General features: G+C 53.6%; 22 protein-coding genes. 9 read left to right on the top strand and 13 right to left on the bottom strand.

The window, feature by feature from the left end; genetic code table 11:
• Positions 1–348 precede the first annotated feature (348 nt).
• Entirely contained in the window at positions 349–2,778 is a 2,430-nt protein-coding gene (locus tag DCX48_19760; GenBank protein ID QXE16554.1) for an ABC transporter permease, read from the bottom strand.
• On the bottom strand, positions 2,775–3,506 hold the full coding sequence (locus DCX48_19755; GenBank protein ID QXE16553.1) for an ABC transporter ATP-binding protein: 732 nt from the start codon (positions 3,504–3,506) through the stop codon (positions 2,775–2,777). Before DCX48_19755 ends, DCX48_19760 begins: the two co-directional genes overlap by 4 nt.
• Between DCX48_19755 and tesA the strand changes: the two genes are divergently transcribed.
• The 3 genes from tesA to DCX48_19740 all read left to right on the top strand — a co-directional run bounded on the left by tesA (position 3,432) and on the right by DCX48_19740 (position 5,882).
• Entirely contained in the window at positions 3,432–4,112 is a 681-nt protein-coding gene (tesA, locus tag DCX48_19750; GenBank protein ID QXE17319.1) for a multifunctional acyl-CoA thioesterase I/protease I/lysophospholipase L1, read from the top strand. The genes DCX48_19755 and tesA overlap by 75 nt on opposite strands.
• Positions 4,113–4,140: 28 nt before the next feature.
• Positions 4,141–4,911 (top strand): SDR family oxidoreductase, encoded by a 771-nt coding sequence (locus tag DCX48_19745; protein QXE16552.1) that lies wholly within the window; start codon positions 4,141–4,143, stop codon positions 4,909–4,911.
• Between the two features lie 110 nt (positions 4,912–5,021).
• Positions 5,022–5,882 (top strand): co-chaperone YbbN, encoded by an 861-nt coding sequence (locus tag DCX48_19740; GenBank protein ID QXE16551.1) that lies wholly within the window; start codon positions 5,022–5,024, stop codon positions 5,880–5,882.
• Between the two features lie 511 nt (positions 5,883–6,393).
• On the opposite strand, the gene cinA is transcribed toward DCX48_19740, so the two are convergent.
• Positions 6,394–7,587 (bottom strand): nicotinamide mononucleotide deamidase-related protein YfaY, encoded by a 1,194-nt coding sequence (gene cinA, locus DCX48_19735; GenBank protein QXE16550.1) that lies wholly within the window; start codon positions 7,585–7,587, stop codon positions 6,394–6,396.
• Between the two features lie 345 nt (positions 7,588–7,932).
• Here cinA and tyrP point away from each other — a divergent pair, with 345 nt between their 5' ends.
• Positions 7,933–9,141: a tyrosine transporter TyrP gene (gene tyrP / locus DCX48_19730; GenBank protein ID QXE16549.1), complete on the top strand. Its 1,209-nt coding sequence runs from the start codon at positions 7,933–7,935 to the stop codon at positions 9,139–9,141.
• Between the two features lie 194 nt (positions 9,142–9,335).
• Here tyrP and DCX48_19725 read toward each other — a convergent pair whose 3' ends face one another.
• Positions 9,336–9,875, bottom strand: a complete 540-nt coding sequence (locus DCX48_19725; protein QXE16548.1) for a hypothetical protein — start codon at positions 9,873–9,875, stop codon at positions 9,336–9,338.
• A gap of 250 nt (positions 9,876–10,125) precedes the next feature.
• Between DCX48_19725 and DCX48_19720 the strand changes: the two genes are divergently transcribed.
• Positions 10,126–10,323: a catalase gene (locus tag DCX48_19720; GenBank protein ID QXE16547.1), complete on the top strand. Its 198-nt coding sequence runs from the start codon at positions 10,126–10,128 to the stop codon at positions 10,321–10,323.
• A 141-nt stretch (positions 10,324–10,464) separates the two neighbouring features.
• On the opposite strand, the gene DCX48_19715 is transcribed toward DCX48_19720, so the two are convergent.
• The 9 genes from DCX48_19715 to DCX48_19675 all read right to left on the bottom strand — a co-directional run bounded on the left by DCX48_19715 (position 10,465) and on the right by DCX48_19675 (position 20,944).
• Positions 10,465–11,895: an o-succinylbenzoate--CoA ligase gene (locus tag DCX48_19715; GenBank protein QXE16546.1), complete on the bottom strand. Its 1,431-nt coding sequence runs from the start codon at positions 11,893–11,895 to the stop codon at positions 10,465–10,467.
• Positions 11,883–12,854, bottom strand: a complete 972-nt coding sequence (locus DCX48_19710; protein QXE16545.1) for an o-succinylbenzoate synthase — start codon at positions 12,852–12,854, stop codon at positions 11,883–11,885. The genes DCX48_19715 and DCX48_19710 overlap by 13 nt, the downstream gene beginning before the upstream one ends.
• A complete protein-coding gene (gene menB / locus DCX48_19705) occupies positions 12,854–13,711 on the bottom strand; it encodes a 1,4-dihydroxy-2-naphthoyl-CoA synthase (protein QXE16544.1) in 858 nt (285 codons plus the stop codon). The genes DCX48_19710 and menB overlap by 1 nt, the downstream gene beginning before the upstream one ends.
• 5 nt (positions 13,712–13,716) lie before the next feature.
• Positions 13,717–14,517, bottom strand: a complete 801-nt coding sequence (locus tag DCX48_19700) for a 2-succinyl-6-hydroxy-2,4-cyclohexadiene-1-carboxylate synthase (GenBank protein QXE16543.1) — start codon at positions 14,515–14,517, stop codon at positions 13,717–13,719.
• Entirely contained in the window at positions 14,505–16,187 is a 1,683-nt protein-coding gene (locus DCX48_19695) for a 2-succinyl-5-enolpyruvyl-6-hydroxy-3-cyclohexene-1-carboxylic-acid synthase (GenBank protein QXE16542.1), read from the bottom strand. The genes DCX48_19700 and DCX48_19695 overlap by 13 nt, the downstream gene beginning before the upstream one ends.
• Positions 16,188–16,475: 288 nt before the next feature.
• Positions 16,476–17,798 carry an isochorismate synthase MenF gene (menF, locus tag DCX48_19690; protein QXE16541.1) on the bottom strand — a complete coding sequence of 441 codons (1,323 nt, stop codon included), beginning with the start codon at positions 17,796–17,798 and terminating at the stop codon, positions 16,476–16,478.
• Between the two features lie 433 nt (positions 17,799–18,231).
• Positions 18,232–19,119, bottom strand: coding sequence for an SDR family oxidoreductase (locus DCX48_19685; GenBank protein QXE16540.1), 888 nt, complete (start codon positions 19,117–19,119; stop codon positions 18,232–18,234).
• Between the two features lie 107 nt (positions 19,120–19,226).
• Positions 19,227–20,108 carry an SDR family oxidoreductase gene (locus DCX48_19680; protein ID QXE16539.1) on the bottom strand — a complete coding sequence of 294 codons (882 nt, stop codon included), beginning with the start codon at positions 20,106–20,108 and terminating at the stop codon, positions 19,227–19,229.
• 65 nt (positions 20,109–20,173) lie between these two features.
• Positions 20,174–20,944 carry an SDR family NAD(P)-dependent oxidoreductase gene (locus tag DCX48_19675; protein QXE16538.1) on the bottom strand — a complete coding sequence of 257 codons (771 nt, stop codon included), beginning with the start codon at positions 20,942–20,944 and terminating at the stop codon, positions 20,174–20,176.
• A gap of 377 nt (positions 20,945–21,321) precedes the next feature.
• Between DCX48_19675 and DCX48_19670 the strand changes: the two genes are divergently transcribed.
• The 4 genes from DCX48_19670 to rcsB all read left to right on the top strand — a co-directional run bounded on the left by DCX48_19670 (position 21,322) and on the right by rcsB (position 26,398).
• Positions 21,322–21,741 (top strand): transcriptional regulator, encoded by a 420-nt coding sequence (locus DCX48_19670; GenBank protein ID QXE16537.1) that lies wholly within the window; start codon positions 21,322–21,324, stop codon positions 21,739–21,741.
• A 136-nt stretch (positions 21,742–21,877) separates the two neighbouring features.
• Positions 21,878–23,047: an MFS transporter gene (locus tag DCX48_19665; protein QXE16536.1), complete on the top strand. Its 1,170-nt coding sequence runs from the start codon at positions 21,878–21,880 to the stop codon at positions 23,045–23,047.
• Between the two features lie 16 nt (positions 23,048–23,063).
• On the top strand, positions 23,064–25,745 hold the full coding sequence (gene rcsD / locus DCX48_19660) for a phosphotransferase RcsD (protein ID QXE16535.1): 2,682 nt from the start codon (positions 23,064–23,066) through the stop codon (positions 25,743–25,745).
• A gap of 8 nt (positions 25,746–25,753) precedes the next feature.
• Complete coding sequence (gene rcsB, locus DCX48_19655) at positions 25,754–26,398, top strand: transcriptional regulator RcsB (GenBank protein ID QXE16534.1); 645 nt, start codon at positions 25,754–25,756, stop codon at positions 26,396–26,398.
• Positions 26,399–26,405 lie beyond the last annotated feature (7 nt).

Here is a 26,405-nt window from a genome sequence, read left to right as displayed (position 1 = left end):
GTCATTTATCGCAGAATCTTATGATCCTCAAATAAAAAGCATTCCCGTTTGATAAATAAAAAGAGGCGAATTTATAAGAATTACACTTTCGTCGTTATTATTTCTGCCAACGATAATACCGCTACTTTAAAATAAAACCGGCCTGAAATAATTAGCTCTAGCCACGAAATCAGCGCATCGCTAATATCGAGCGTTTGACGTTATATATTCTAAATAATTCGAAGTGCAGGGCAAAACATTAACGTTTTGAATAACGCAAAGCTTTACCCCTTTAGGATAAGGCCCACGAATGGGCCAGGTAACAAAACCAACGCCTATGCAGCTTGAAGTATGGCGGTATGCGATGCGTTATCCAGAGAACTGCCGGAATAGCGCTTTACCGCGTAGTAGCCTCACACCCAGCCAGCCACCGCAGAGCGAGAGGAGGAACGCCGCGATTAACGGAAGCGTTATCCACATCGCGACATTCGGTTCCCAGGCAAAGTTAAAGACCTTACGCTGCAACAGCCACAGAGCCGATTCTGCACCAATTGCTGCCGCCGTTCCCGCCACCAGCCCCAGTACCGCGAATTCACACCACAGCGTAGTGCGCAGCAAGCGTAATCCCGCCCCCAGCGTCCGGTACACCATCAACTCCTGACGCCGTTGACGCATCCCGACCTGAATCTGTGCTAGTAACAGCAACACACCGCAGAACAGCACCAGTATGACCATAATCTCCAGCGCACGACTGACCTGCTGCAAGACTTGACCCACCTGACGCAGAATACTGCCGATATCCATCACGCTCACCGTCGGGAACTGACGATTCAATTGGGTAATCATCTTCTCATCGCCATCGTAACGGAAGCTGGTCAGCCAAGACTGTGGCTGGTTGTCCAACGCCCCCACGGGGAAAATAAAGAAGAAATTCGGACGCAGACTTTCCCAATCCACCTGACGGAAACTGGTTACCGTCGCGCTAAACGGCTGCGTGTCGCCGGTAAAGGTCAACGTATCACCAATCTTGATGCCCATCTCTTTGGCTTCTTTCGCTTCCATCGAGACTTCGCCCGCCTTCGGCGCTTCCCCTTCCACCAGCACGTTGTGCGGTGGAATCCCGTTCATCCAGGTCAGGTTCAATTCACGGTTTACCGTGTTGCCGCCGGGATCGTCCTCATGGATCACTTCCGTCGCGATCTGTTGATTAATCTCCGTCAGCCGCGCACGAATAATCGGGAAGAACTGCTCCGGCATCACGTTATGCTGAGAGAGAAAATCCCTCACCTGCGGCACCTGTTCTGCCGTAATGTTCAGCAGGAAATAGTTCGGGCTACCCGGAGGCAACTGCTGCTGCCAGCGATCCAGCAAATCACCACGCATCACTAACAGCAGCGCCAATAGCATGAAGGACAGCGAGAACGCGGCCAGTTGGCTGAGCGTCGACCACGGCTGACGCAACAGGCGATTAATAGCCAGACGCAACGCCAGTCGTTTAACCGTCAAACGCCGTAACAGCAGCAGCCCGCCCCAACCGATAACACCCAGCAGTAGCGACAGCACTGCCACACCGCCGAGCAGCGACCACAGCAACACGCCGCCGCCAGATAACACGGCCAGCAGGCCGACGACAATAAGTACAACAATCGGCAGGTAGTAGCGCAGCGGCCACACGTTCGCCACCACATCCTGACGCAACACGCGCAGCGGCTGTGTCGCCAGCAGCAGTCGATACGGCCGCAGCCCAACCAACAGCGAGATCAACACCAGCGATCCCAACGCCCATACCCACGGCCATAGCCCAGAGGCTGGCAGTGCGGCAGGTAGCACCGGTGCCAGCATTTTCATCAACAGCGCTTCAAACCCTAGTCCAAGCACGCTACCGCAAACCGCCGCCAGCCCGAGCACAGAGAGCCATTGGCCGATGATTAAGCGCCTCAGCGCTTGTTTGCCTGCTCCTAATGTTTTCAGGATAGCGACCAAATCATAGCGGCTGCGGCAGTAATGCCCCATCGCCACCGCAACGGCGGCGATAGACAACAGCAGCGTGAGCAGCGCCGACAACAACAGGAACTGCTGTGACCGTTTTAACGACTGGCTCAGCGCACCTTCAGAATCTTCCATGCCATACCAGCGCTGATCGGGCTTGAGCTGTTGCTTGATGAAATTGCTGAACTCACTAATTTGTTTTTCATTGCCGGAAAACATGTAGCGCCAGGTAATGCGGCCACCCGGCTGAATCGCTCCCGTTTTCTCGACATCGTCCAGATTCATCAGAATGCGCGGCGCGGTTTCGAACGGGTTAAAACCGGAATCCGGCTCCTGAATCAGCTCACCGCTGATACGCAACGAGGTATCCCCGACGTCCAGCATGTCACCGACTTTCAACCCAAGTAAGGCCAGCAGGCGCGGAGCCACCAGCACCGTTCCCGCTTCGGCATGCAGCCCCTCAGGACGCGTCTGCAAATCGCCATACAGCGGATAGCGCTGGTCGGTAGCCTTAACCTGCGCCAGCTGTGGCGTATCGCCCGCGAACGTCATGGTCATAAAGGAGATCTGCCGGCTGAGCGTCAGCCCGCGCTGCTGCGCATCCAGAAGCCAGGTTTCCGCGACAGGCCGAGAAGCACGCAGCACGCGGTCACCCGCCAGAAAATCACGACTCTGCTGACTGAGCCCTTTTTCCATACGGTCGCTGATCGTACCCAGCGCCAGCACGCAGGCCACCGCCAGCGTTAACGCCAGCCAGACAATCAGTAAGGAAGGAGAGCGCCATTCGCGCCAGAACCACCGCCAGATCATGCGTCCTCCCTAAGTTTGCCGTCGACTAACCGCAGACGTCGCTCGCAGCGTGCCGCCAGTTGCTCATCGTGCGTCACCAGAATCAACGTGGTGGCATAATCGCGATTGAGGGAAAACAGCAAATCAACGATGCGCTCACCCGTTTTACGATCCAAATTCCCAGTTGGCTCATCGGCAAACAACACGTTAGGACGGCCGCTGAACGCACGTGCCAAAGCCACACGCTGCTGTTCACCGCCAGAAAGCTGGGCGGGAAGATGATGTAAGCGCTCACCCAGCCCGAGCTGCTGTAAAAGCTGTTCGGCCTGCCCGCGGCTGTGGCTGTCGCTTTCACCGCGCAGTAACGCGGGTAATTGCACGTTCTCCAGCGCGTTCAGCGTCGGCACCAGCATGAAAGACTGGAAGACAAAACCGACATGTTGGGCTCGCAGTGCCGCCCGACCTTCTTCGTCCAGCGCGTTCAGCGATTTGCCCATCAGGCTAACGTCACCTTCTGTGCCATCATCCAAACCGGCCAGAATCCCCAGCAACGTTGACTTCCCCGAACCGGATTCGCCAATCAGGGCAATTGTCTGCGCAGGTTTGACAATGAGCTCAACTCCGGTAAGGATGGAAAGCCGATTCTCTCCCTGACCAACGTGCTTACTAAGATGATGAACTTCAAGAATGTTTTCTACGTGCGCAGTTTTGCTTGGCGTAGCACTCGCTGGGCTGGTCTTCGCAAACATGTTTTCGTCCTTTTGCTTCTGGGATTATGCAGCGTACGCGCTTTCGCCGCTGATACATTATTAATTCTGGGTGATAGCCTCAGTGCGGGCTACCAGATGCCGGCCGCTAACGCCTGGCCAACGCTGCTGAACACGCAGTGGCAGACGCAGAAAAAGGGCATCGCCGTGGTTAACGCCAGCATTAGCGGCGACACCACCGCACAGGGGCTGGCGCGACTTCCTGCCTTACTGAAACAACATCAGCCGCGTTGGGTGTTGATTGAACTGGGCGGCAATGACGGGCTTCGGGGGTTTCCGGCACCCAATATCGAGCAGGATCTGGCGAAAATCATTACGCTAGTCAAACAGGCTAACGCTAAGCCTCTGCTGATGCAGGTTCGTTTGCCAACCAACTATGGCCGCCGCTACACCGAGTCATTCAGCAACATTTACCCCAAACTCGCGGAGCAGTTTGCGCTTCCTCTGCTGCCTTTCTTTATGGAGCAGGTGTATCTTAAACCGGAGTGGATCATGGAAGATGGCATCCATCCAACCCGTGATGCCCAACCGTTTATCGCAGAATGGATGGCGAAGCAGCTGGAACCCTTAGTTAACCATGAGTCTTAATAAATAGGCTTTTGAATTAGGTAAAGTTATGCAAAAAACGGTCTTCATTACCGGTTGCTCCAGCGGCATTGGCCTGATTGCCGCGCAGGATTTGCAAAAACGCGGTTATCGCGTGATTGCGGCCTGCCGTCGCGCAGAGGATGTCGCGCGTCTGACTGCGTTGGGTCTGGAAGCGATTACGCTCGATCTGGATGACAGTACCAGCGTTGAACAGGCCGCTGCGGACGTGATCAGACTGACCGATAACCGTCTGTATGGCTTGTTTAATAACGCCGGATACGGCCTGTATGGGCCACTGAATACGATTTCACGCCAGCAGCTCGAACAGCAGTTTTCCAGCAATCTGTTCGGTACGCATCAACTCACGCAGTTGCTATTGCCCGCGATGCTGCCGCACGGCGAAGGCCGCATCATCCAGACCAGTTCGGTCATGGGACTGGTGTCCACGCCGGGACGCGGCGCGTATGCCGCCAGCAAATACGCACTGGAAGCCTGGTCGGATGCCTTGCGCATGGAGCTGCACGGCAGCGGGCTGTGCGTCAGCCTGATCGAACCCGGCCCGATTAGCACACGCTTTACTGATAACGTGGCACAAACGCAGACGGACAAACCGGTCACCAATCCCGGTATCGCCAAACGCTTCACGCTGCCGCCGGAAGCGATACTGCCGAAACTCCATCATGCGCTAGAAAGTTCACGGCCTAAATTACGCTATCCCGTGACGCTGGTGGCTCACGCCTTAACCTGGCTGCGTCGTCTGCTACCGGGGTGTCTGCTGGATAAGGTATTACGAGGATAAGGCAGCAGAAGGTGACGTATTGCGCACTCACCTCTGCACGAGGCTTGTAAGTCACACCAACAGGCCCCATCTAAAGATCAAACGAATTCAAGAAGTAAGAGAGAATACTCATGTTAGAACAACAAGCGACTATCGTTGACGTTAACGAATCCAACCTAAATCAGGTTTTGGAACACTCCGCGACACTGCCCGTCCTGTTTTACTTCTGGTCGGCGCGTAGCCAGCACTGTGTGGAACTGGAGCCGGTGCTGGACAAGCTGGCGCAGGAATACGCAGGACAGTTTGTTCTGGCGAAGGTTGACTGTGATGCCGAGCAGCGCGTAGCCGCGCAGTTTGGTCTGCGCTCAATCCCAACCGTTTATCTGTTTAAAGACGGGCAACCGTTAGACGGTTTTCAAGGCCCACAGCCGGAAGAAGCGGTTCGTGAGCTGCTGAAACGCGCACTGCCGAAAGAAGAGGAGCTAAAAGTCGCACAGGCACAGCAGCTGATACAGGAAGACAAACTGCCGGAAGCAATGCAGTTGCTGAAAGACGCCTGGCAACTCAGCCAGCAGCGCAGCGACATCGGCCTGATGCTGGCCGAAGTGCAGATTCAAATTAAACGCAGTGAAGATGCCGAAGCCGTGTTGGCCGCCATTCCTTTGCAGGATCAAGACACTCGCTATCACAGCCTCGTTGCTCAGATTGAGTTGCTGAAACAGGCAGCAGATACGCCAGAAATCCAGCATTTGCAGCAGCAGTTGGATGCTGACCCGCAAAATGCGGATCTGGCGGTACAGCTGGCCCTGCAACTACATCAGGTCAGCCGTAATGAAGAAGCGCTTGAACTGTTGATGGGATTCCTGAAGAAAGATCTGGCTGTCGCTAACGGTAGCGCACGTAAAACGCTGATGGACATCATGGCCGCCCTCGGCACCAGCGACGCCCTCGCCGCCCGCTACCGTCGGCAGCTCTATTCGCTGCTGTATTAATTCTCTTGTGAAGAAGGCCAGAACGTTGATTCTGGCCTTCTTATTTTCAAACAAGCATCAGCATTGTTGTTTTTTCATCGTTTTATGCTGAATTGATTCGATGGTTTCGGGCAGGTTTGCCCGGCGTAAAAATTGCGCTGAGGTGAGCGTTACCGCCGAGTGAGCGGCATGGACGCCGCGAAAGCCTGTGCCGCGTCGGACAAAAACGTCAGAAACGTTTTTGAACAGCACTTGTGCTGGCCCGAAGGGTGAGTCCCATTTATGGGGCGAGTAGACGCGTCACTGGCGGCTCGAAAGCGGGAACGATCGACGAAGGCACCGCGCAGCGGCGTAATTCACGCCAAAAAGCCTGGGGTCACGGGGCGAGCGGCGTGTGAGCCGTCCCGTGTCGGGCGCGTGCTACGAAGTAGCATGAAAATAACGGTACTATCGCGCACGAAACTGCCCCGAAAGCCAAATAGAAATGCGGCTAAGAGGCAGGATGAGGATCAGATCCTCAATTCCCCGCTGACTACAGCGTCTTCAACACCGAGATCCAACCGTGTCCGCCGTACACTGGCCAACCGTTCAGCCAGCGGCGCAGCATATTCATCGCCAGCATCGCGACGACTTCCTGATGGGTTTTCAGACTGTAGCGCTGTACATTGAACTGTATCGTTTGGGCGAAAGATCCTTCGGGCGTATGCAGCGCTAAGGAAAGCTCAGCATCGTCCCGGCTCCCGACGACCAACGCTAACGACGCGCCCTGACGCTCTGCCAGATGGCGTGCATAGTCCACTAGCCCAGACAGGCTGGTGTCTTGAACGTTTGCCAACAATTCTCCGCCTGCCAGCGGAGCACTCGCCGACTGGAGCTGCCAGTTGAGCAATCCCGCAGTGAAGTGTTCACTCACCGCCAGCGTCATATCACGCTCTGCCAGACGTCGTGCAAGCTGTGCGGGCAACCCTTCCGTTCCTTCAAAGATGGTATTTTCCCCTGCGACGGTGCGCACCGTTTCCCACAGTTGCTCCATCTTTTCCTTCTGTGCCGCTGGGCCGGTCAGCTTCAGCTCGATAATCGGCATAGAAGAGCGGTAGCCCAGCACCACGCCAGACGGTAACGCCATACCATCCAACTGGCTTGCCAGATCGCTCTCGGAGCGGCCAAAGGTGGTCAAACGCAGGCATAACGGCGCATCTGCGACAGCAAAACGCTCACGCAGGCGCGGCATAATTTGCTGATCGACCATGACCTTAAATTCGGACGGTACGCCCGGCGTAAAAAACATCAGGCACTTGTTCAAATGCAGCGCAAAACCACAGGCGGTACCCACCGGGTTATCAACCATTTCTGCGCTGGCAGGGATTTGCGCCTGTTTGCGGTTGCTGGGCGCCATCACTCTGCCGCGCTCGGCAAAAAAAGCTTCCATACGCGCCAGCCAGTCGGCGTGCTCAACCAGCCCTTCTCCAGCGGCGGTGGCCGCCGCCAATGCGCTAAGATCGTCGCTGGTCGGCCCTAGGCCGCCGTTCACAATCAGGATATCGGCTATCTGACTACGCTGCGTTATCGCCGTCACCAGCGCATCGAGATCGTCACCCACCGTCATCCGGCTGGTCATCGGTAGTCCCTGCTGAAACAGATAATCCGCCAGCCAGGCTGCATTGGTGTCAATAATCTGACCATGCAGCACTTCATCGCCGGTACATAACATCTCAACCCTAAGCATTTTTTCACTCCTGATAATGATTCTGAAACCACTTTAGAAAGTCAGATGAACAAACACAATATTTCTTTCAGCCTGCCCGATAATACGCGACGCCGACACACCGCACTCCAGTGTAAATATAAAATTACACCCCTCGTAACGGTGTTTTGACAGGATTCGCTGAATACTCTACCCTGCTGCCAAAAATATCTGGATATACTCGTAATACTTCAAGTTGCATGTGCGTTGGCTGCGTTCACTCACCCGAATCACTTACCTGAGTAAGCTCATCGGGACTCCCTCGCTTGCCGCCTGCCTGAAACTCGAATTATTTGGAGTATGACCACGCTATATATAGAGGAATAGGTGAAAAATCGTACTCTTGGCAGTGTTTTTATCGTTGCTGGTACCACAATTGGAGCAGGAATGTTGGCGATGCCGTTGGCAACGGCTGGCGTCGGATTTGGTACCACATTGATGATATTGATCGGCCTGTGGGCACTGATGTGTTATAGCGCCTTGTTGCTGGTTGAAGTGTATCAGCATCAGCCGTCACACACCGGGTTAGGCACATTGGCAAAAATCTACCTCGGCCGCTGGGGACAGTGGATTACCGGTTTCAGTATGCTATTTCTGATGTATGCACTAACGGCGGCCTATATCAGCGGCGCAGGCGAACTGATCGCCAGTAGCATCAGCCAGTGGAGTGGCTACTCACTTCCGATGTCCGCAGGGATTTTGCTCTTCACGCTGGTTGCTGGCGGCGTCGTCTGTATCGGGACATCCTCAGTCGACTTGTTTAATCGCATCCTGTTTAGCGGCAAAGTGCTGATGCTCGTCATCATGCTGGCCGTCATGGTTCCGCATATTCAGCGCGTCAATCTCTTAACGCTGCCGCTGCAACAGGGCCTCACGCTCTCGGCATTACCGGTCATTCTGACCTCATTCGGCTTTCACGGCAGTATCCCCAGCATCGTCTACTACATGGGGGGAGACAGCCGCAAGCTGCGCCGGATATTTCTTATCGGTAGCGTGATACCGCTGATTGCCTATATTTTCTGGCAGTTCGTGATACTAGGCAGCCTCAGCTCTTCGACATTCAATGCTATTTTGGCCGATCAGGCAGGATTGAATGGGTTGATGCAGGCAATTCGCACACTCGTTGCCTCTCCACACGTTGAACTGGCCGTCCACCTGTTTGCCGATCTGGCACTGGCGACCTCTTTCCTCGGCGTGGCGCTCGGGTTGTTCGATTATTTAGCCGATCTGTTTAAACGTAAAAATAGCGTCACAGGGCGCGCGCAGACGGGCTTACTGACCTTTATTCCACCACTGGTGTTCGCACTCTTTTATCCACAAGGGTTTGTGATGGCGCTGGGCTATGCGGCGATTGCACTGGCCGTGCTGGCATTACTTATTCCCGTTCTGCTGAGCTGGCAAGTACGCAAACAGAATCCTGAAATACGCGCGACTCGCGGTGGTGTACCGGTATTGGCGCTGGTGTTCGCCAGCGGCGTAAGCATCATCCTGATCCAACTAGCGATGGTGGCAGGCTGGTTGCCATCCATCAGTTAATATTCTATATCAGCTCCACCGAGACATAAAAAAACGCAGGGAGCGTTTTCAACGTTGTGTAGCGACGGCCCGAAGGGTGACGGACAAGGATGTCCGTCATAAAAAAAGAGCGTGAACTCAACATTCACGCTCTTTTTTCTTTCCGGCTACGACATAAAACCAGCATACCTGCGGCTTGAAGTATAACGGGTATATTAGAAGCTCAGACCAACGCCGACATAGGCAGAATCAGCCAACTTGTTATCTGGGCCGTTCTCACGCGCCATATTGATGTAGCGATAGCCGACATCCACGCTCAGCGGTGCAAATACCTGCCAGCGCACGCCCGCTTTCCCTTCAACATAGTGATCGACATGGCTGGAGAAAGCATCCGGTGCATAATAGCCTTCGCCATACAGCGAGAACTGACGGCTCAGTGGCCACTGCACGCCACCACCTAGTGCGACGCCATAGCCATCATTGCCGTGATCCTGGTTCAAATACAGCGCTTTGCCACCCAGAGTCAGCTTGAGTGGACCAACGGGAATGGTGTATCCCAGGCCAAAACCGTATACGTCATTGTTGTTGTCGCCGTGAGCATAGCTCACATTGCCCGCAAGCCCAGGAATGCCCAGACCGAAGCCCGCACTGGCACCAGCGTAATCACGACCTGCTTCCCCAGAAAGGCTAATGGCATGTACAGAAGCACTTGCAAGCAACAGGCTTCCCGCACAGGCAATCACAAACTTTTTCATTTTCAATATCCTTAAAACCGTCGTTAAACGCGCGTGTAAAGATGTTATCGTTGCCGATTCTACCCGAAACATCCCCCCACTCCAGCATGAAATTGCCCTGAGCAGTGATTTATTCTGTTAATAATCATAAAAATACTTATTGAAAATTACTGACAATAGCAGCAATAAGCACCACCTATTTGCCCCAAAAACACAAAGTGAACAATAGTACTCACCATGGATGATGGGAAACAGGCGGGAGGAAGCGATCGTGAGAGAAGGAAAATTAGCCGCAGGGAAAAGCACCACAGAGAGAGGCGATCATCCTACGGTGAATGCCGAGAGACGCAGCCCGATACAGTTTCAGGATATGTGGTTTTTAGAAAAACTGGCACAGTTTGATCGCGAAACCAGCGCCAGTCATCAGAGATTCAAGATAGGTTCAAACCTTCATGTTCCAGATAAATAATATGACGCCAAACGCCCCTAATGCCAGTCACTTAAGCATGGATTTAGGGGAAACACGGTGATGAGGTTCCCGCAGGGATGCCTCACTCCGTGGTAGCCCCGGTATCTCGATCCTTAAACGATCGGCATTAGCCAAGCACCCCTACCTTTTAGGTTGGGGATACGTTGCCTTTACCCAGTTTTTCACCTGTTGGCGAGAAAGCTTAATTCCACCATTTTTCAGTTCGGCAGGCAGCGCATAATACGCGACCGGGCGCTGAAAGCCGGCAAGCTGCGGCTGTAGCCAATCACGAACCGCATCAAGCGTCGTGGTTTGTACTACCTCCAACACAGCAACGGGGCGGTGGCCGAACTCCACGTCTTCAACGGGCACAATGCATGCCTGCTGAACAGCAGGATGCGTCAACAACACGGCCTCGATATTCTCCGGCTGAACCCCTTCTCCACCGCTGAAGAACTGATTATCCAAACGCCCTTGAATGTGCCACTCGCCCTCGGTAAATAGCCCGCGATCGCGCGTGTGGAACCAGCCGTCATCATCGACCAACGGAATCAGTTTTCCGTCACGCCAATAGCCAGCGGCCAACGTGCTGCCACGCAGCAGAATCTCATCGTCCACAAGCTGGATCTCTCGCCCGAGCAGCGGCATTCCGACGCCCGAACGCCCATCGGCACGCTTAGCACAAACCGTAGAGGCCAGTTCAGTCAGACCGTAGCCACACCAGCAGCTGACACCGCGTGCTTCCGCCTGTTGCGTCAGCGTCTGCGGGATCATCGCGCCGCCGAGCAATACCGCTTTCAATGCTTCAGGAAAGGCCTTCTCCGACAGCAGTCGCCACAGTTGGGTCGGTACCAGAGAAGCGTGGGTGCAATCGCGCAGCGCAGTATCCAGAGGCTGATGCGCGCGAACAACAATCGTCGCCCCAGTAGCAAGCCAGCGCCAGATGATACCCTGCCCAGACACGTGAAAGAGCGGAAGTGACAGCAGCCAACTGTCGCTGGCGGAAAACGCCATCATTTGAACCACACCTTCCGCGCTGGAGATATGGGCAGAAAAAGTGTGCGCTACCGCTTTCGGCATTCCGCTAGAACCGGATGTCAGCGTCAGCGTCGCCAGTCGCTCGTCCTGCCAGCGTAATCTATTGGTGTCGATGGTTTCTTCGATATCACCCGATAGCGAGGAAGCTGATGGTAAAGAAAGGGTACGTACAGAATCAGGCCAGGGCTTATCATTCAGACACAGACCACACGCGACATTCAGCGCAGGCAGCAGCACCTCAGTTAACGTATCGGGCAACTGTGGATTCAGCGGTAACGCACGCGCACCGCACTGTAACAGCGCCAGATAGCTGCACAGCATCGGTACGCTATTTTTCCCGCGTAGCGCTACCGTGCTTTCGGCAGTCACCCCCTGCTGTGCGAAATGCTCTGCCAGACGATCAACCCGCTGGGCAAGCATCTGCCAGCTCCAACGGGTTTCATCGTCAATCAACGCGACAGGCTCATTCAACGGGACAGGCTGGGGCGTCTGGCTAGCCCAGTATCGCCACGGCCAGTCAGTCAGGATTGCCATACCACGTCCAGTTGCTCGGCAGCCAGAAGCGGCAACGCGCTATCCGGCCAACGCTGAATCACCTGCGTCTGCATCAGATCTAACGTGTCCAGCCCTGGGATCGTGTCCGGCGTCAGCCAGCTTGCCAAACGCGCCAGTTGCGTTAACCCCAGACTGGATTCAATGCTGGAACTGATCACCGCCGTTAACCCAGCCTGATGCGTTTCCTGCACCAGTTGCTGGCAGCGAGCAAGGCTGCCGACCAGCGTCGGCTTGATCACAATCGCACTCACACCCGGTTCAGCTTCCACCCGAAAATCCGCCTCACGCACGCTTTCGTCCCAGGCGATGTTGATGCCGGTTTCACGCGCAAACTCACGGGATTCTTCACGGGTTTTGCAAGGCTCTTCGAGAAAGGCAATACGTGAGCGTAACGACGGAGCAACATAGCGGGCAAAGCCGTCCGCTTTGGCGCGTGTCCAACTGCGGTTGGCATCCAGACGGAGTTTCAGATCCGGCAAGGCTTCCAGCAGTACGTTAACGATCATTCCGTCACGCACCGCCTCGTACAGGCCGACTTTCACCTTTGCCACTTTCTCACCCGGCATCGCCTGTAGCATTTCGAACAGCTCATCAGGATCGCCATTGCACAAGGGCGCTTTGCGATAGTCCGCCGCCTGCGGCAGGTGCTGATCCAGTTCGGCCTGCGCGCAGCTCAAACCAAAGGCAACGGACGGAGGAAGATCCTCAGAAAATGCATGCCCTGCCGCCCACGCAGCCAGTTGCTCAAGCGCGGCTGATTCCGCTTCTGCCAGCGTTTCCAGACTGAACTCCGGCAGTGGCGCAATTTCCCCCCAACCCAATCGTTCATCTTCTTGCAGGCGAACGATAAGACCATCGCGGGTTTTCAGGCGCTGATTGCGCAGCACCACTCCGGCTTCCATCGGCACGCTATAACGATAGAGAGTGACCTGGCGCATTACGGGTTCCGTTTGAATTTGCTGAAGTCCGGCTGGCGTTTCTCATTGAACGCGTTGCGGCCTTCCTGCCCTTCATCTGTCATATAGAACAACATGGTGGCGTTGCCCGCCAGTTCCTGCAAACCAGCCTGACCGTCGCAGTCCGCATTCAGCGCCGCTTTCAGGCAGCGCAGCGCCATCGGACTGTTTTGCAACATTTCACGGCACCAGCGCACGGTTTCTTTTTCCAGATCGGCCAACGGTACGACGGTGTTCACCAGTCCCATATCCAACGCTTGAGCAGCGTCGTATTGGCGGCACAGGAACCAGATTTCACGGGCTTTCTTCTGACCAACGATGCGTGCCATATAAGAGGCCCCCCAACCGCCGTCAAAAGAACCGACACGCGGGCCAGTCTGACCGAAGATGGCATTTTCTGCCGCAATGGTCAGGTCACACATCATATGCAGAACATGTCCACCGCCGATGGAATACCCAGCCACCATCGCGATAACGGGTTTCGGACAGGTGCGGATCTGGCGCTGGAAATCCAGCACGTTCAGGTGATGCACACCGCTGTCATCCTGATAGCCGCCGTAGTCACCGCGTACTTTCTGATCGCCGCCGGAGCAGAATGCTTTATCGCCAGCACCGGTCAGGATAATCGTCCCGATACCGTCATCGTGACGGGCATTATCGAGCGCCTGAATCATCTCTTTTACCGTTTGCGGACGGAACGCATTGCGTACCTGAGGACGGTTAATGGTGATTTTGGCAATACCATCGATAGATTTATGGTAAAGGATATCGGCGAAGTCGCCGCTGCAATCGTGCCATTCAATCGGTGCGTAAAGCAGTTCTTCACTCGGATAAAGCATAGTTATCAATCCTTAACGGGATGCGAAAGAAAAGTGCGAACCCGCTCGGCATAGGCCGCCGGATTCGCCTGATGAGCATTATGACCCGCCAGAGCAACGCTCAGTAACGGCAGGCCATATTGCGCCGCCAGCGTCTGAAACTTCACGTCGCTGGCACCGCATAAATAAATAAAAGGTATCGACAGATGCTGTAGCCGCGCCGCCAAGAAAGGCTGTCGCCCCAGCGAGGTGGCTTCCAGCATTGCCGCGACAGATGCGCCGTGATTAGCGCTGCGGCGCGCGATCAGCTGTTCACGCTGTACTGAGTCAATATCGGCAAAAACCGCCTGCTGATACCAGTCCTGCAAGGCCTCTGGCAGCGGATCCTGACGAAAGCGCTGCGCCCAGCGTGCATCATGGTGGATACGCTCCGTACGCTGCTCGGGCGTTGCCAGGCCGGGGTGTCCGCCTTCGACCAGCAATCCTAGCATGCCGTCATGATGCCCTTCGCAGGCGTGGTACATCGCAATGCGCCCGCCAAGCGAATAGCCCAACAGCCAATAACGCTCGATACCCTGCTCCAACAGCGTAGCGGTTAGCTGGCGGCTTACCTCGGCAAAATCTGCTGTAGTAATGGCTCGCGACGCACCGTGTCCGGGCAAATCCACCAGCAGCATGGGCCAGTCACGAAAAAACGGCAGGACAGGCGACCAGTCCTCGCCACTGCCGAATAAGCCATGCAGGCACACCAGCCACGGCTGTATCGGAGCAACCGCGCCATGCGTCACTTTTCGGCAACTTAGCCCCTGAAAATCTAGTGAGTCCACGCCGCCACCTGCGCGACCAGTTCATTGAGCGTTTCCGCACCGTCTTTCGGCTCAACTACCACTTCAAGCAGCGTGACGCCGCCCTGAGTCCAGCAATCTGACACCGTATCTGCCAGCTGTTCCCAGCTTTCGGCGCGCACGTAATTCAGGCCAAACATCGCAGCAGCATGTCCGAACTCCACATTTTGCGGCATGCAGTAAAACGCTTCACGCTGTGCAACCGGCGTCGGCAACAGGGAAAATATCTGGCCACCGTTATTGTTCACCACGATCAACACCAGCGGTGCGGGGGACTGACGCAACAGCGCCAGCGCATTCAAATCGTATAATGCAGAGAGATCGCCGACGATGCCGAGCGTCGCTTTCGCCGTGGCACGCTGTACGCCTGCCAGCGTGGAGATCAGGCCATCAATACCACTGGCCCCTCGATTACCATACACAGGATACCCTTGCGGAAGCTGTGCCAGCGCATCGATCAGACGTACCACGAGACTGTTGCCGACAAACAGCTGCCCATCCGGCGGCAAAAGCGCCGGTATTCGCTGCGCCAGCTGCGCTTCACCAAAATGGGAAGCCAGATGCGCGTCAACCTGCCGCTGCGTTCTGTCGGCAATATCCACCAGCAAGTCCGCCCACGGCGTCTGTTTGTCTGCTGGATGCGCCGACAGCCATTCGCCAACGTCCGCGACCAGACGGCGCCCACGATGGTGAGCCGGATCCAGTCGTCCGGGTAAATCATCAATTAACCAAAACTCTTGCGGCTGGCACTGTTCCTGCCATTGCAACAGACGTTTGCCCGTCAGGCTTCCGCCGAACTGTAGGACGATTTCCGCCTGCCGTAAAAGACTCGCCGCTTCAGGGTGCGCCAACCAAATATCTGCACAGGGCAAAGGCTGCCCACTTTGCGACAGGACATCACCAATCAACGGCCAGCCCAACTCGTTCGCCCACGCAGCAAGACGCGCGCCTTGTTCAGCACTCACGCGTCCGGCGAGGACGACGCCACGTTTCTGCCGCCACTGCGGCCAGTCCGGCTGCACCACAAGCGTACTCTGACGCATTTCACGCAGCCAAGGCTCACGGCTGTTCCACCAGTCACCCAGCGTCATTAGCCAGTCCTGATAAGCCGTGCCGTCATCGGCACCATACAGCGGTTCAGCAAAGGGGCAGTTAATGTGCAACGCGCCGTGCGTAAGCCGCGCCATGGCACTATCCACAGAGGAAACCAGCCAGGTGGCCGGAATATCGGGCGTAGGGCGAGGCAAATCCAGCGCCAGCGTAGGATGTGAAGCATACAGTGCATGCTGACGAATCGCCTGATTCGCACCGCAGTCAATCAACTCCGGCGGGCGGTCAGCCGTCAGAACGACCAGCCGTTCACCGGTCAGCCCGGCTTCAATGATTGCGGGATAGAGATTCGCGGCAGCCGTGCCGGATGTCACGATAATCGCAACAGGTTCACGCGAGGCTTTTGCCAGCCCCAGCGCAAGATGCCCGAGCCCTCGCTCGTCGAAATGCGTATGGCAAATCAGCGCATGATTATCCGCCGCGGACAGCGTCAGCGGGGTGGAGCGAGAACCAGGCGCGATGCAGATATGCCGGACGCCGTGACGGGTCAGCGATTCCAGCAGTAATGTAGCCCAGCGGCGATTAAATACACTTGTTGACATGGTGGACTCAACAACTCAGGTTGCAGGTTATTCCCGTCATACTTCAAGCTGCATGTGCGTTAGCTTCTCTTACTCACCCCAGTCACTTACTGATGTAAGCTCCTGGGAGTCGTGCGCTCGCCGCCTGCCTGCAACTCGAATTATTTAGGGTATAGCAAATAATAATGATCAAACTGTTGGTGGCCTGGTTACCCTTCAACGAACATCGCGATCAGCCTTATTATATTTTTTTTTACTACGCTGACTTTGATATAAACCAGTACCTAGCACAACAATCATAAAACAAAACTATGACATATCACCGTCTAGCAGGGATCTCAGCCCAGCGGCTTTGTTTTCTAACTCCTGCCATTCTTGTTCTGGATCAGAACCTGCCACAATTCCGGCGCCAGCATAAAGTGTCAAAACATGATCCCGCACCTCGGCCGAACGTAGCGCCACGCTGAATTCAGACTGCTGACGCGAAAGATAACCCGCAGAACCCGCATACCAGCGACGCTCAAACGGTTCATGTGCCGTAATAAAACGGCGCGCCTCTTGCCGAGGTAACCCCGCTACCGCCGCCGTAGGCTGCAATGCATCGAGGCACGCGCTATCAGAAGCGGTGCGTAGCGTGGCATGAATGGTACGACGCAGATGCTGCACCTTGCGCAGACGCACAATTTCCGGCGGCATCACATCCAGCGACAGCGCCGACTGCTGTAACCGCTGGCAAATATCATCCACTACCAGCATGTTCTCATGCTGATTTTTAGTGTCTTTCATCAGCCAATCGGCCAGTTCGGCCGCTTTATGTGCATCACGATCGCTTGCCACCGTTCCCGCCAAGGCTTCCGTTTCCAGCTCACTCCCTCGCCGGCGATAAAGCCGCTCAGGGCTGGAGCCGAGAAACGCATGACGCGCATCGTGCGCCAGCATGAAATGGAAACAGTGGTGATTCGCCGCACGACTGGCGGCCATAAAGGTGGTTGCTTGTAACGGCTGAGTCAGCGTTAACGTGGTTGCTCGCGCCAAAACGACCTTTTCCATTAACCCTGTGTTGATGTCATGCAGCGCCCGCTGGAGCAAATCAATCCACCCCTGACGCTCCGGCTGATGCCCGACAGATTGCACCTCCGCATGTAAAAGAGGCAGTGACGCAGACGGAAGAAGCAGATTAATAAACGCTGAGGCTTCAGCCGCATCCTGTTGCAATGACGTTTCACTGAACAGGTTAATACTCAGGCTGAGCATATCATCCTGACGTCGCAGCTCCGCGCGGGGCAAGAATAGATAACCCGGTGACGAAACGCCCTCTTCTTTCGCCTGGTTAAAGGCATTCAGCCCCCAGATGCGCACATCGGGATCGCACTGCTGCTGAACGAGGAATGCCTCAGCATCCTGAATATGACGAAACCCGCACACCTTGCCGCAAACGGCGGCTTCTTCACGATCCTGACGGTGCTGCCAATAGAACTGGGGGTACACTGGCTGGGTCGCCAGCCACGGTAGTAGCTCAGACGCATCGCTGAGAGTTAATGAACGCGTTATTTGTCTAAAACCTGCGCATTCAGGCTGTGGCTCGCGCAAATCCTGCTGCAAATGTCGCAGCAAGTCGGAAAGTTGTTTCACCGTAACCCCGGAGACCTAACACAAAGTAGGGGATTATACGGGAAAAAAACACGTCGTGGGTGAGTGGTTACGCAAGACAAAAAAGCCACCTTCAGTCGAGCACGCCTCATCGCATTCTTTATGACGTGCCATCCCTAGCGCCACCCTTACGGGCCGTTGCTGATGCAACGTTAAAAATTTCTCCTGGAAATTTTTACCCCCTGAGGATTATCCGCATGACCAGAACGGTGAACATGAACTGAAATCGCATCAAACGGCAAAACGGGGCATATGCATCGGATTAAAATCGCACTTCATCATCATTATTATTGCTTCAATTTATCTATGCTTTTTTTTGCCGATTATTTAATCGGCATTTTTGTTTTACAGTATCTCTGGTCAAGCACTTCGCTGAACGCCCGCCATCCATAGAAATGCGTACACTGCCCCACCGTCAGATAATGCCACCATTGGCAAACACGGTTTGACCGTTCACCCACCCGCCGTCGTTACTGCAAAGCGTAGAGATGACGTTGGCAATATCTTCTGGCTCAGCCAATCGCTTGTGCGGTGTGCGCTGGGCAAAACCAGCAATTTGCTGCGGCGTCTTGCCATCGGTGAAGAGAGTCGTGTTGACCAATCCCGGAGCAATGGCATTGACCGAAATCATGCGGCCTTCCAATTCCTTGGCAAGGATATTGGCAAAGAGCTCTTGCGCAGCTTTGGAAGCAGCATACGACCCATAGGTCGGGCTGCGCAATTTCGTAATGCTTGAAGACAGCGTAAGAATTCTTCCGCCATCGCGTACGCGACGGGCAGCTTCGCGCAGGACATTGAAACTCCCCTTCACGTTAACCGCCATCATACGATCGAACTGCTCGTCAGAGAGTTCAGTAAAAGGTGCCAACTGCATGATGCCTGCGTTACTCACCACAACATCGACACGGCCAAAAGCCTCGTTATTGGCTTCAAACAAGCGGCGCACGGCTGACGGGTCACTGACATCGGCCTGTACGCTGATGGCCTTGCCACCTTCTTGCTCGATCTGCCGCACAACGCCAGCTGCCAGTTCGCGGTTAGTTAGATAGTTGACCGTGACACTAAAGCCATCAGCAGCCAGTCGCTTGGCAGTGGCTGCGCCGATCCCGCGTGACGACCCCGTAACCAATGCAACTTTGCCAGTAGCCGGCTTGGGTTGTGCGGCTTGAACTCCGCTACTCGCCGCCCCCATTAACAGCACGGCTGGCGCGGCCATGGCGGCGGCCGTCAACATTTTACGTCGATGGAGATTGGGTTCAGTTCCGGTCTTACCGGCGTGTTCATTGTCATTTTTCATGCTCATGATGTGTTCCTGAAATATTGAAAATCAGTTAACTGGACGCTGTAGCACATAGCTTGCGTCGACAAGCCCTCTCTGTGGGACATATCGACGTATTGACAAGAATGACCCTAGACCAGACCGCCGTTGGCATTCACCACCTGGCCATTGATCCAGCCTCCGCGTCCTCCAGCAAGGATTGAGACAACATTGGCAATGTCTTCCGGTTCACCAAGTCGTTTGTACGGCGTCTGCTGTGCAAACCCAGCGATCTGTTCTGGCGTCTTGCCGTCGGTAAAAAGAGACGTATTCGTGGTACCTGGTGCCACCGCATTGACGGAAATCATCCGTCCTGCCAGTTCCTTTGCAAGGATGTTGACAAACACCTCCACGGCCGCTTTGCTGGCCGCATAGGGACCGTAAGTGGGTGGGCGCATACTGGTGGTCCCTGATGAAAGAGCGATGATGCGTCCGCCATCAGAGACCTGCCTAGCGCCCTCACGCAGCGTGTGGAAAACACCTTTCATGTTGACGTCTATCAACCTGACATAGTCATCGTCACTCATATCGGCGAACGCCCCTAGCCTTTGGATTCCCGCATTCGCGACAACGATATCCACCTGACCGAACGCTTCACGGTGTTTGTCAAAAAGACGGCGCACAGCCTTGGCATCACTGACATCGGCTTGCTCGAAAATAGCTTTCCCGCCCGCAGACTCAATGTCACGCACAACCCCAGCCGCGAGTTCACGATTGTTCAGATAATTAACGGTCACCGCATATCCATCCAGAGCCAGTCGCTTCGCTATCGCCGCACCAATGCCTCGCGACGACCCCGTAACCAGTGCCGCTTTGCTATTGGTAGCATTGGATTGCGCAGCGGCAGCGACACCACTCGCCGGACCAAGAATCAATGCGGCTGGCACGGCTACAGCAGCGGCCGTCAGGATCTTGCGTCTGGAAAGGTTAGTCTCACCAGAACGAACGGGATTGTTGAAATCTTGTGTGGACATAACGAAATCCTTCACTATTGATTTGAGATTGCGGTAGAAAGCGATACCGCCGGTATGAGGAAGGCTTATTTACCCCTAGCGCGCTGCTCAGTTGCCCGCACGTTGATCAAATCAAACACCTGTTCGAAGCGCCCTTCACGCTCAGCCAAGCGTTGTAGTTGAGCGCGATCCACAACGATCTCGTTTGGCGTCGGTTGCTTGCAAAACAGAGCCATAACTTCATCGATGTATGCGTTCAGAGGCATGTAACCTTCGCGATCCGACTGACCCGGCGTGAGCTCGGTTTGGATACCCGGTGGCACGAGTTCGATGACTTCCACCTGATCCACGAGCTGATGCCGCAATGACAGGGTGTAGAAGTGAACGGCAGCCTTAGTCGCGCTATAAACCGCCGCATCAGCGCGCGGAACGAAAGCCAGACCCGAAGACACATTAACAATCGCTGGATTCTGTTGGCTCTTCAGGTGATCGATAAAGGCATTTGTGAGGCGGATAGGCCCAAGCACGTTCGTAGTAATCTGCGCCTGCGCATCGCACAGATCGCTTCTCGTACTCAGATCTTCGTAACGCATGATGCCAGCATTGTTAATCAGGACGTTAAGGGATGGATATTCCGTCACGATCCGCTGTGCAAACGCATTGATAGCCTTGGGATCATCGATATCTAATTCGAACGCGTGCATATTTTGTCGTCCAGCGATCGTCTCCTGCAGGAGAGAAGCTCGCCGACCCGTCACAATAACCGTGTTGCCGAGATCGTTGAAACGCTGTGCGAGCTCGCGACCAATGCCGGAACCACCTCCCGTAATGAGTATTGTGTTATTTGCCGTTTGCATAATTAGCTTCCCCTTCTCGTTTACATTCAGGAACTATCTCTTTTAAATTTAGGCGCTATGCAGCCGCATAGTCGATGCCCGTCTTCCGACAGTATTCGTGCGCAATAAGGAACAACATCGCAGGCCTAAGAAACAGGGGCTGCGCACAAATGCCAGATGCACGTTTCTACTGGAAAGCGGGTAGGCTTCAAAGAATAAGCACATCACAAACCTTTGGGAAGTAGGCACCATAAAGTGCAATACTTACCAAACAGTAAGCGTAGAGAATACGTGCTTTAAGGAACGTGGATACTTGACTCTCGATACCGCGATACGCAAACTTCGGGAAAGAAAAGCACCATAATGATCACCATTACCCAAAAGAAAGAGAGTGGCCTATGAGCATCGACGTCGCTAAACACTCAGAAGTCCAGAGAAAGCTTTCATCAGAGACAAAGCAGGATCCACGCGTAGAAGCACTGGTTAACGAAGTGATCGGCCGAGTAGCAGACAAATGGACGATGTTCATCCTTGAGGTCCTGGCTGAAAACGGAGAATTACGCTTCACACAATTGGCAAAAAAAGTGGCAGGGATCAGCCAGAAAATGCTGACGCAAACCCTGCGCCAAATGGAACGTGAAGGGTTGGTGATCCGCACCGTACATCCCGTTATTCCCCCAAAGGTGGAGTACCGCTTGACAGATCTCGGTCTTGGACTTGGAGCGGCGTTCTGTGGCGTGTGGGTATGGGCTGAGCAAAACCTTGAAATCATCGAGCAAGCCCGTGCCACATTCGATCTGCAAGCCAAAAGCAGCTAAGGCTGCACCAGGGGAAGTAGCCGGCAAAGTTTGCTGTCAATTATAGGCGTGATGAGCATCATGATTCTTTCCATTCAGACCGCTAATTATGGTAAAAAGAGGCCCTTGTTACATCGACCGGATAGCCTCGTTCAGGATGAGTACAACGCTGAATTCCGACCCGTTATGCATTAATCAGAATCTGTCAGGCAAAAAAGCACAGGCAGCGACACGCATCGTTTTCTTTGTTGCGGGCTTTGCCATGGCTTCCTGGGCACCGTTAGTGCCATTTGTCAAAACGCGGCTGGCTATCAGTGACGCTTCTCTGGGGATGTTACTGCTTTCTCTCGGTATTGGCTCACTGTTGGCCATGCCACTCACCGGCTTCCTTACCAGCAAGCTGGGATGTCGCAGCGTTATTTTGCTGGCAAGTGCACTGCTTTGTTTCGTGTTGCCCGCACTGACGCAGGCAGAAACACTGCCTATGATGGCGGTCATGTTACTCTTTTTTGGCGCCTCCATCGGCATGATCGATGTCGCGATGAATATTCAGGCCGTCATCGTCGAACGCGCCAGCGGTCGAGCCATGATGTCTGGTTTTCATGGTTTCTTCAGCGTAGGGGGAATTGTCGGTGCAGGTGGCGTCAGTGCCCTGCTGTGGCTTGGTCTGTCCCCACTGATGGCCATTCTGGCTATTGTCGCACTCATGCTGATATTCATGACAACGGCGCACAAACACCTGCTGCGCACCACGAATCAAGATAACAGCGGCCCGCTGTTTGTTATCCCACGCGGTTGGGTTATGTTCATTGGCTCACTGTGCTTCATCATGTTCTTAGCCGAAGGTTCCATACTGGACTGGAGCGCCCTCTTTTTAACGGTTGAACGCAACCTGAGCGGCGCGCAAGCGGGCATGGGCTATGCCGCGTTTTCCGTGGCGATGACGCTAGGCAGGTTGAATGGCGATCGCATCGTTAATGCGCTCGGACGCCACGCGATTCTTACCGGTGGCAGCCTCTGCGCCTCACTCGGCCTAGTGTTAACGATTAGCATTGATAACGCAGTAACCGCTATTCTTGGCTTCGTTATGGTCGGCGTCGGCGCATCCAATGTGGTACCGATCCTCTTCAGCGCAGCAGGAAATCAAAAAATCATGCCACCAAATCTGGCTATCGCTTCCATTACAACGGTAGGCTATGCGGGTATTTTGATCGGCCCAACCATTCTCGGTTTTATTGCGCAGTTCAGCAATTTAGCCACCGCATTCGGGTTTGTCGCACTGCTGTTGCTTGCCGTCAGCGCCAGCGCGCGTGCCGTAATCCGCTAATCAGGAGCGTTAATTGATGCCAGCCATAATCCTGCGTTATTTTTCTCTCCTTACGGTGTTATCGATCCTGATTACCGGAACGTTCGGCTATAGCTACATCAACGATTTGCTGGCGGACAAAAAACATTCACTGACGACCATTGCCCAAGGTGTTCAGAAACGCATTGATACCTACCGTTTCTTCACGTACCAAATTTACGGCAGTCTGAACAGCGAACCGTCCGCTAGCGACGCTAGCATTACCGCGATTAATTTAATGCCCAATGTTTTCTACGTAGAAAAAAATGGTCAGAAGACGGATGCTCTGATTTTTGGACAACACGATAAAGGAACGCTGACGTCGGTTCGCCGCATATCGCGTTACCTCGATATTCTTTGGGGAGCAGAGAATAACGTCTATTCCATGTATTACCTGAATGGCATCGACAACAGCCTGACGATGATTTCTACGCAGACGTTGAAAGATATCTCCTCGCAGTTCCGCGGCAATTATATTACGGTCATCGCCGAAGCCCGTCGGACGGAAATGCTGCAACAGGCGAATGTGTTAGACGAGCGCGAAAGTTTTTCTCCGCTGCGTAAATTACGCTTCTATAACGACTACTATTTTACGCTGCGCACGACATTCAATCAGCCAGGTCACCTAGCGACAATTCTGGCGTTCGATCTGCCAATTAACGATTTAATTCCAGACACGATCCCGCGTGAGTTCCTTATGCTGAAGCCGGATACACCAGCAGCCAGCAATATGGATAGCAATGGCGAAGGCACGGCCGACGTGCAGCTTCATGGCTCTAATCTGGAGATCTCCGCTACGCTCGTGAATGCACCGATAAAAATCGTTTTTCAGGTGCCCGTAAAAACACTGATTGTTGATTCATTGCGTAATAACATCTGGCTTCTGTTGTTGAATCTGGTTCTGCTGAGTGCATCCATCGCTGGTTTTTATCTTTTCCGTCGGAAGTATGCCCATCCAGGAGAGGACTTATCTCATCAATTAGAGAAGAAGCTGGATATTTACCGCGAAACAACGGGAAAAATCCCGATGGGCGTGCTGGTTTATGATTTCAGCAGCAACAAGGTGGTCATACAAAATGAGCGTGCAGAGCATCTGCTTCCGCACCTGAGCCTGCAAAAAATCACCAATATGGCGGATGAGCATCAAGGCGTCATTCAGGTCACCATTAATAATGAGATGTATGAAATCCGCCAAATCCGTAGCCAATATTCACCAGACTATTGCCTCTTCCTGCTGCGTGAACAGGATAAAGAGATTCTGGTGCAGCGGAAATTGCAGCTCGCCCAGCGTGAGTACGAAAAGAATATTCATGCCAGAAAACGCTTATTCCAAAATCTGCTCAGCGAATTCAAACAGCCACTGATTTCACTACAACAGCATATTTATGCGATACGCCACAGCGATACAGCAACCGTACAAACACAAACGCTGGATCAACTAACAGCGGATACCCGCTGCGCTATCGAACTGCTGGAAAATATCGCGTTGCATGAAAAACTGGAAGCGCAGGAATGGACCGTGATCAACGACAGCTTTTCACCGCTGGCGCTTATCGATAATGTTCTTCTTGAGCTGCTGCCACGATTGAATCAAAAAGGGCTGACCCTATTCCATCATTACAATGTGGATAGTAATCAAACTTACGTGGGTGATGCAGGGCTGTTGAAAAAAACGCTGGCACTGCTGCTAAATTATTCGGTAACCAATACGGATTACGGCAAAATTACGGTGTCGGTTGATAGAAAAAATAATGAGTCGGACATACTGATTATTCAGGTCAGCGATACAGGAACGAATGTTTCAGGTAAAGAGCAGGAAAATATTCGACATCCTTTCCTGCATCCTGCGTCTTCCGATCGTTTCGGACAAAATTCAGGATTGACCTTATTTTTGTGCAATCAACTCTGTAATAAACTGGGCGGTGCGTTAACCATCAACAGTAAATCCGGGTTAGGCACACACTATATTCTGACGCTCAAACTGGAACCGGAAACGCTTCCCGTTGAGGAAGAAAAGCTGTTGGATGGTATTACCGTTCTGCTGGATGTGACATCCGATGAAGTACAGCATATTGTCGGCCATATGCTGACAGGCTGGGGCGCTAATTATCAGGTCAGCGATGAACGCCAGATTAATCAGGAAGCGGATATCTTTATTACTGATGACCCGGAGAAAAAAGCAGATTATACGCTACTGTTGAGTCATGACGATGACACAGTAACGCCTTTGGGCCCGCGCCGTTTGCGGGTGAACTATAATATCAGCCACCTCCTACTGGAGGCATTGCTTAAGCTGATTGAACTGCAACTGGAAACACCACCCGATGCGATGCAAGAGGGGGAACCGAACGATGTCGAATTTTACGCCGCTCAATTGGCGTCAAGTGACTATTATTCGCTGTTCGTGGAGACAGTACCGGATGATTTAAAGAGGCTGTATACTGAAGCGGAAGCAGGCGATTTTCCGTCACTTTCGCAGACGGCACACCGGCTGAAAGGCGTGTTTGCCATGCTGAATCTGCATCCTGGCAAACAGTTGTGTGAACAGCTTGAACAGCATATTACCGCGCACGATAGTGTACAAATCGAGGCTAACCTTCATGAAATTGAGAGGTTTGTCAGTGCATTACTATCCCCAATAGAACCTAAAGGGCAGCAAGGTAGCCAACAAGATGAGTAACCAAAACAATGAGTAACCTAAACGTAATTATTGCCGACGACCATCCTATTGTCCTTTTTGGCATCAAAAAATCGCTTGAGCAGGTTGAATGGGTCAATGTGGTTGGCGAATTTGAAGACTCAACAGCGCTGATTAATAACCTGCCTAAGCTGGACGCTAACGTCTTAATCACCGATTTATCCATGCCTGGCGATAAATACGGCGATGGTATCACCCTCATTAAATACATTAAGCGCCATTTTCCTCATCTCTCTATTATTGTTCTCACCATGAACAATAATCCGGCGATTCTGAGCGCAGTATTGGATCTGGACATCGAAGGTATCGTACTGAAACAGGGCGCGCCGACCGACTTACCCAAGGCGCTGGCAGCCCTGCAAAAAGGGAAGAAATTCACGCCGGACAGCGTATCCAAAGTACTGGAGAAAATCAGCGCCAGCGGCTACGGCGATAAACGCCTGTCCCCGAAAGAAAGCGAAGTGCTGCGTTTGTTTGCTGAAGGCTTTTTGGTTACCGAAATCGCCAAAAAACTGAATCGTAGTATTAAAACGATCAGTAGCCAGAAGAAATCTGCCATGACCAAGCTGGGCGTCGAGAACGATATCGCCCTGCTGAACTACCTGTCTTCCGTTAATGGCACGCAGGTAGACTAAGCTTTTC

Origin of the sequence: Pectobacterium atrosepticum (assembly GCA_019056595.1) — a bacterium.
Taxonomy (GTDB): Bacteria; Pseudomonadota; Gammaproteobacteria; order Enterobacterales; family Enterobacteriaceae; genus Pectobacterium; species Pectobacterium atrosepticum.
This window is presented reverse-complemented; position numbering and strand designations above follow the sequence as displayed.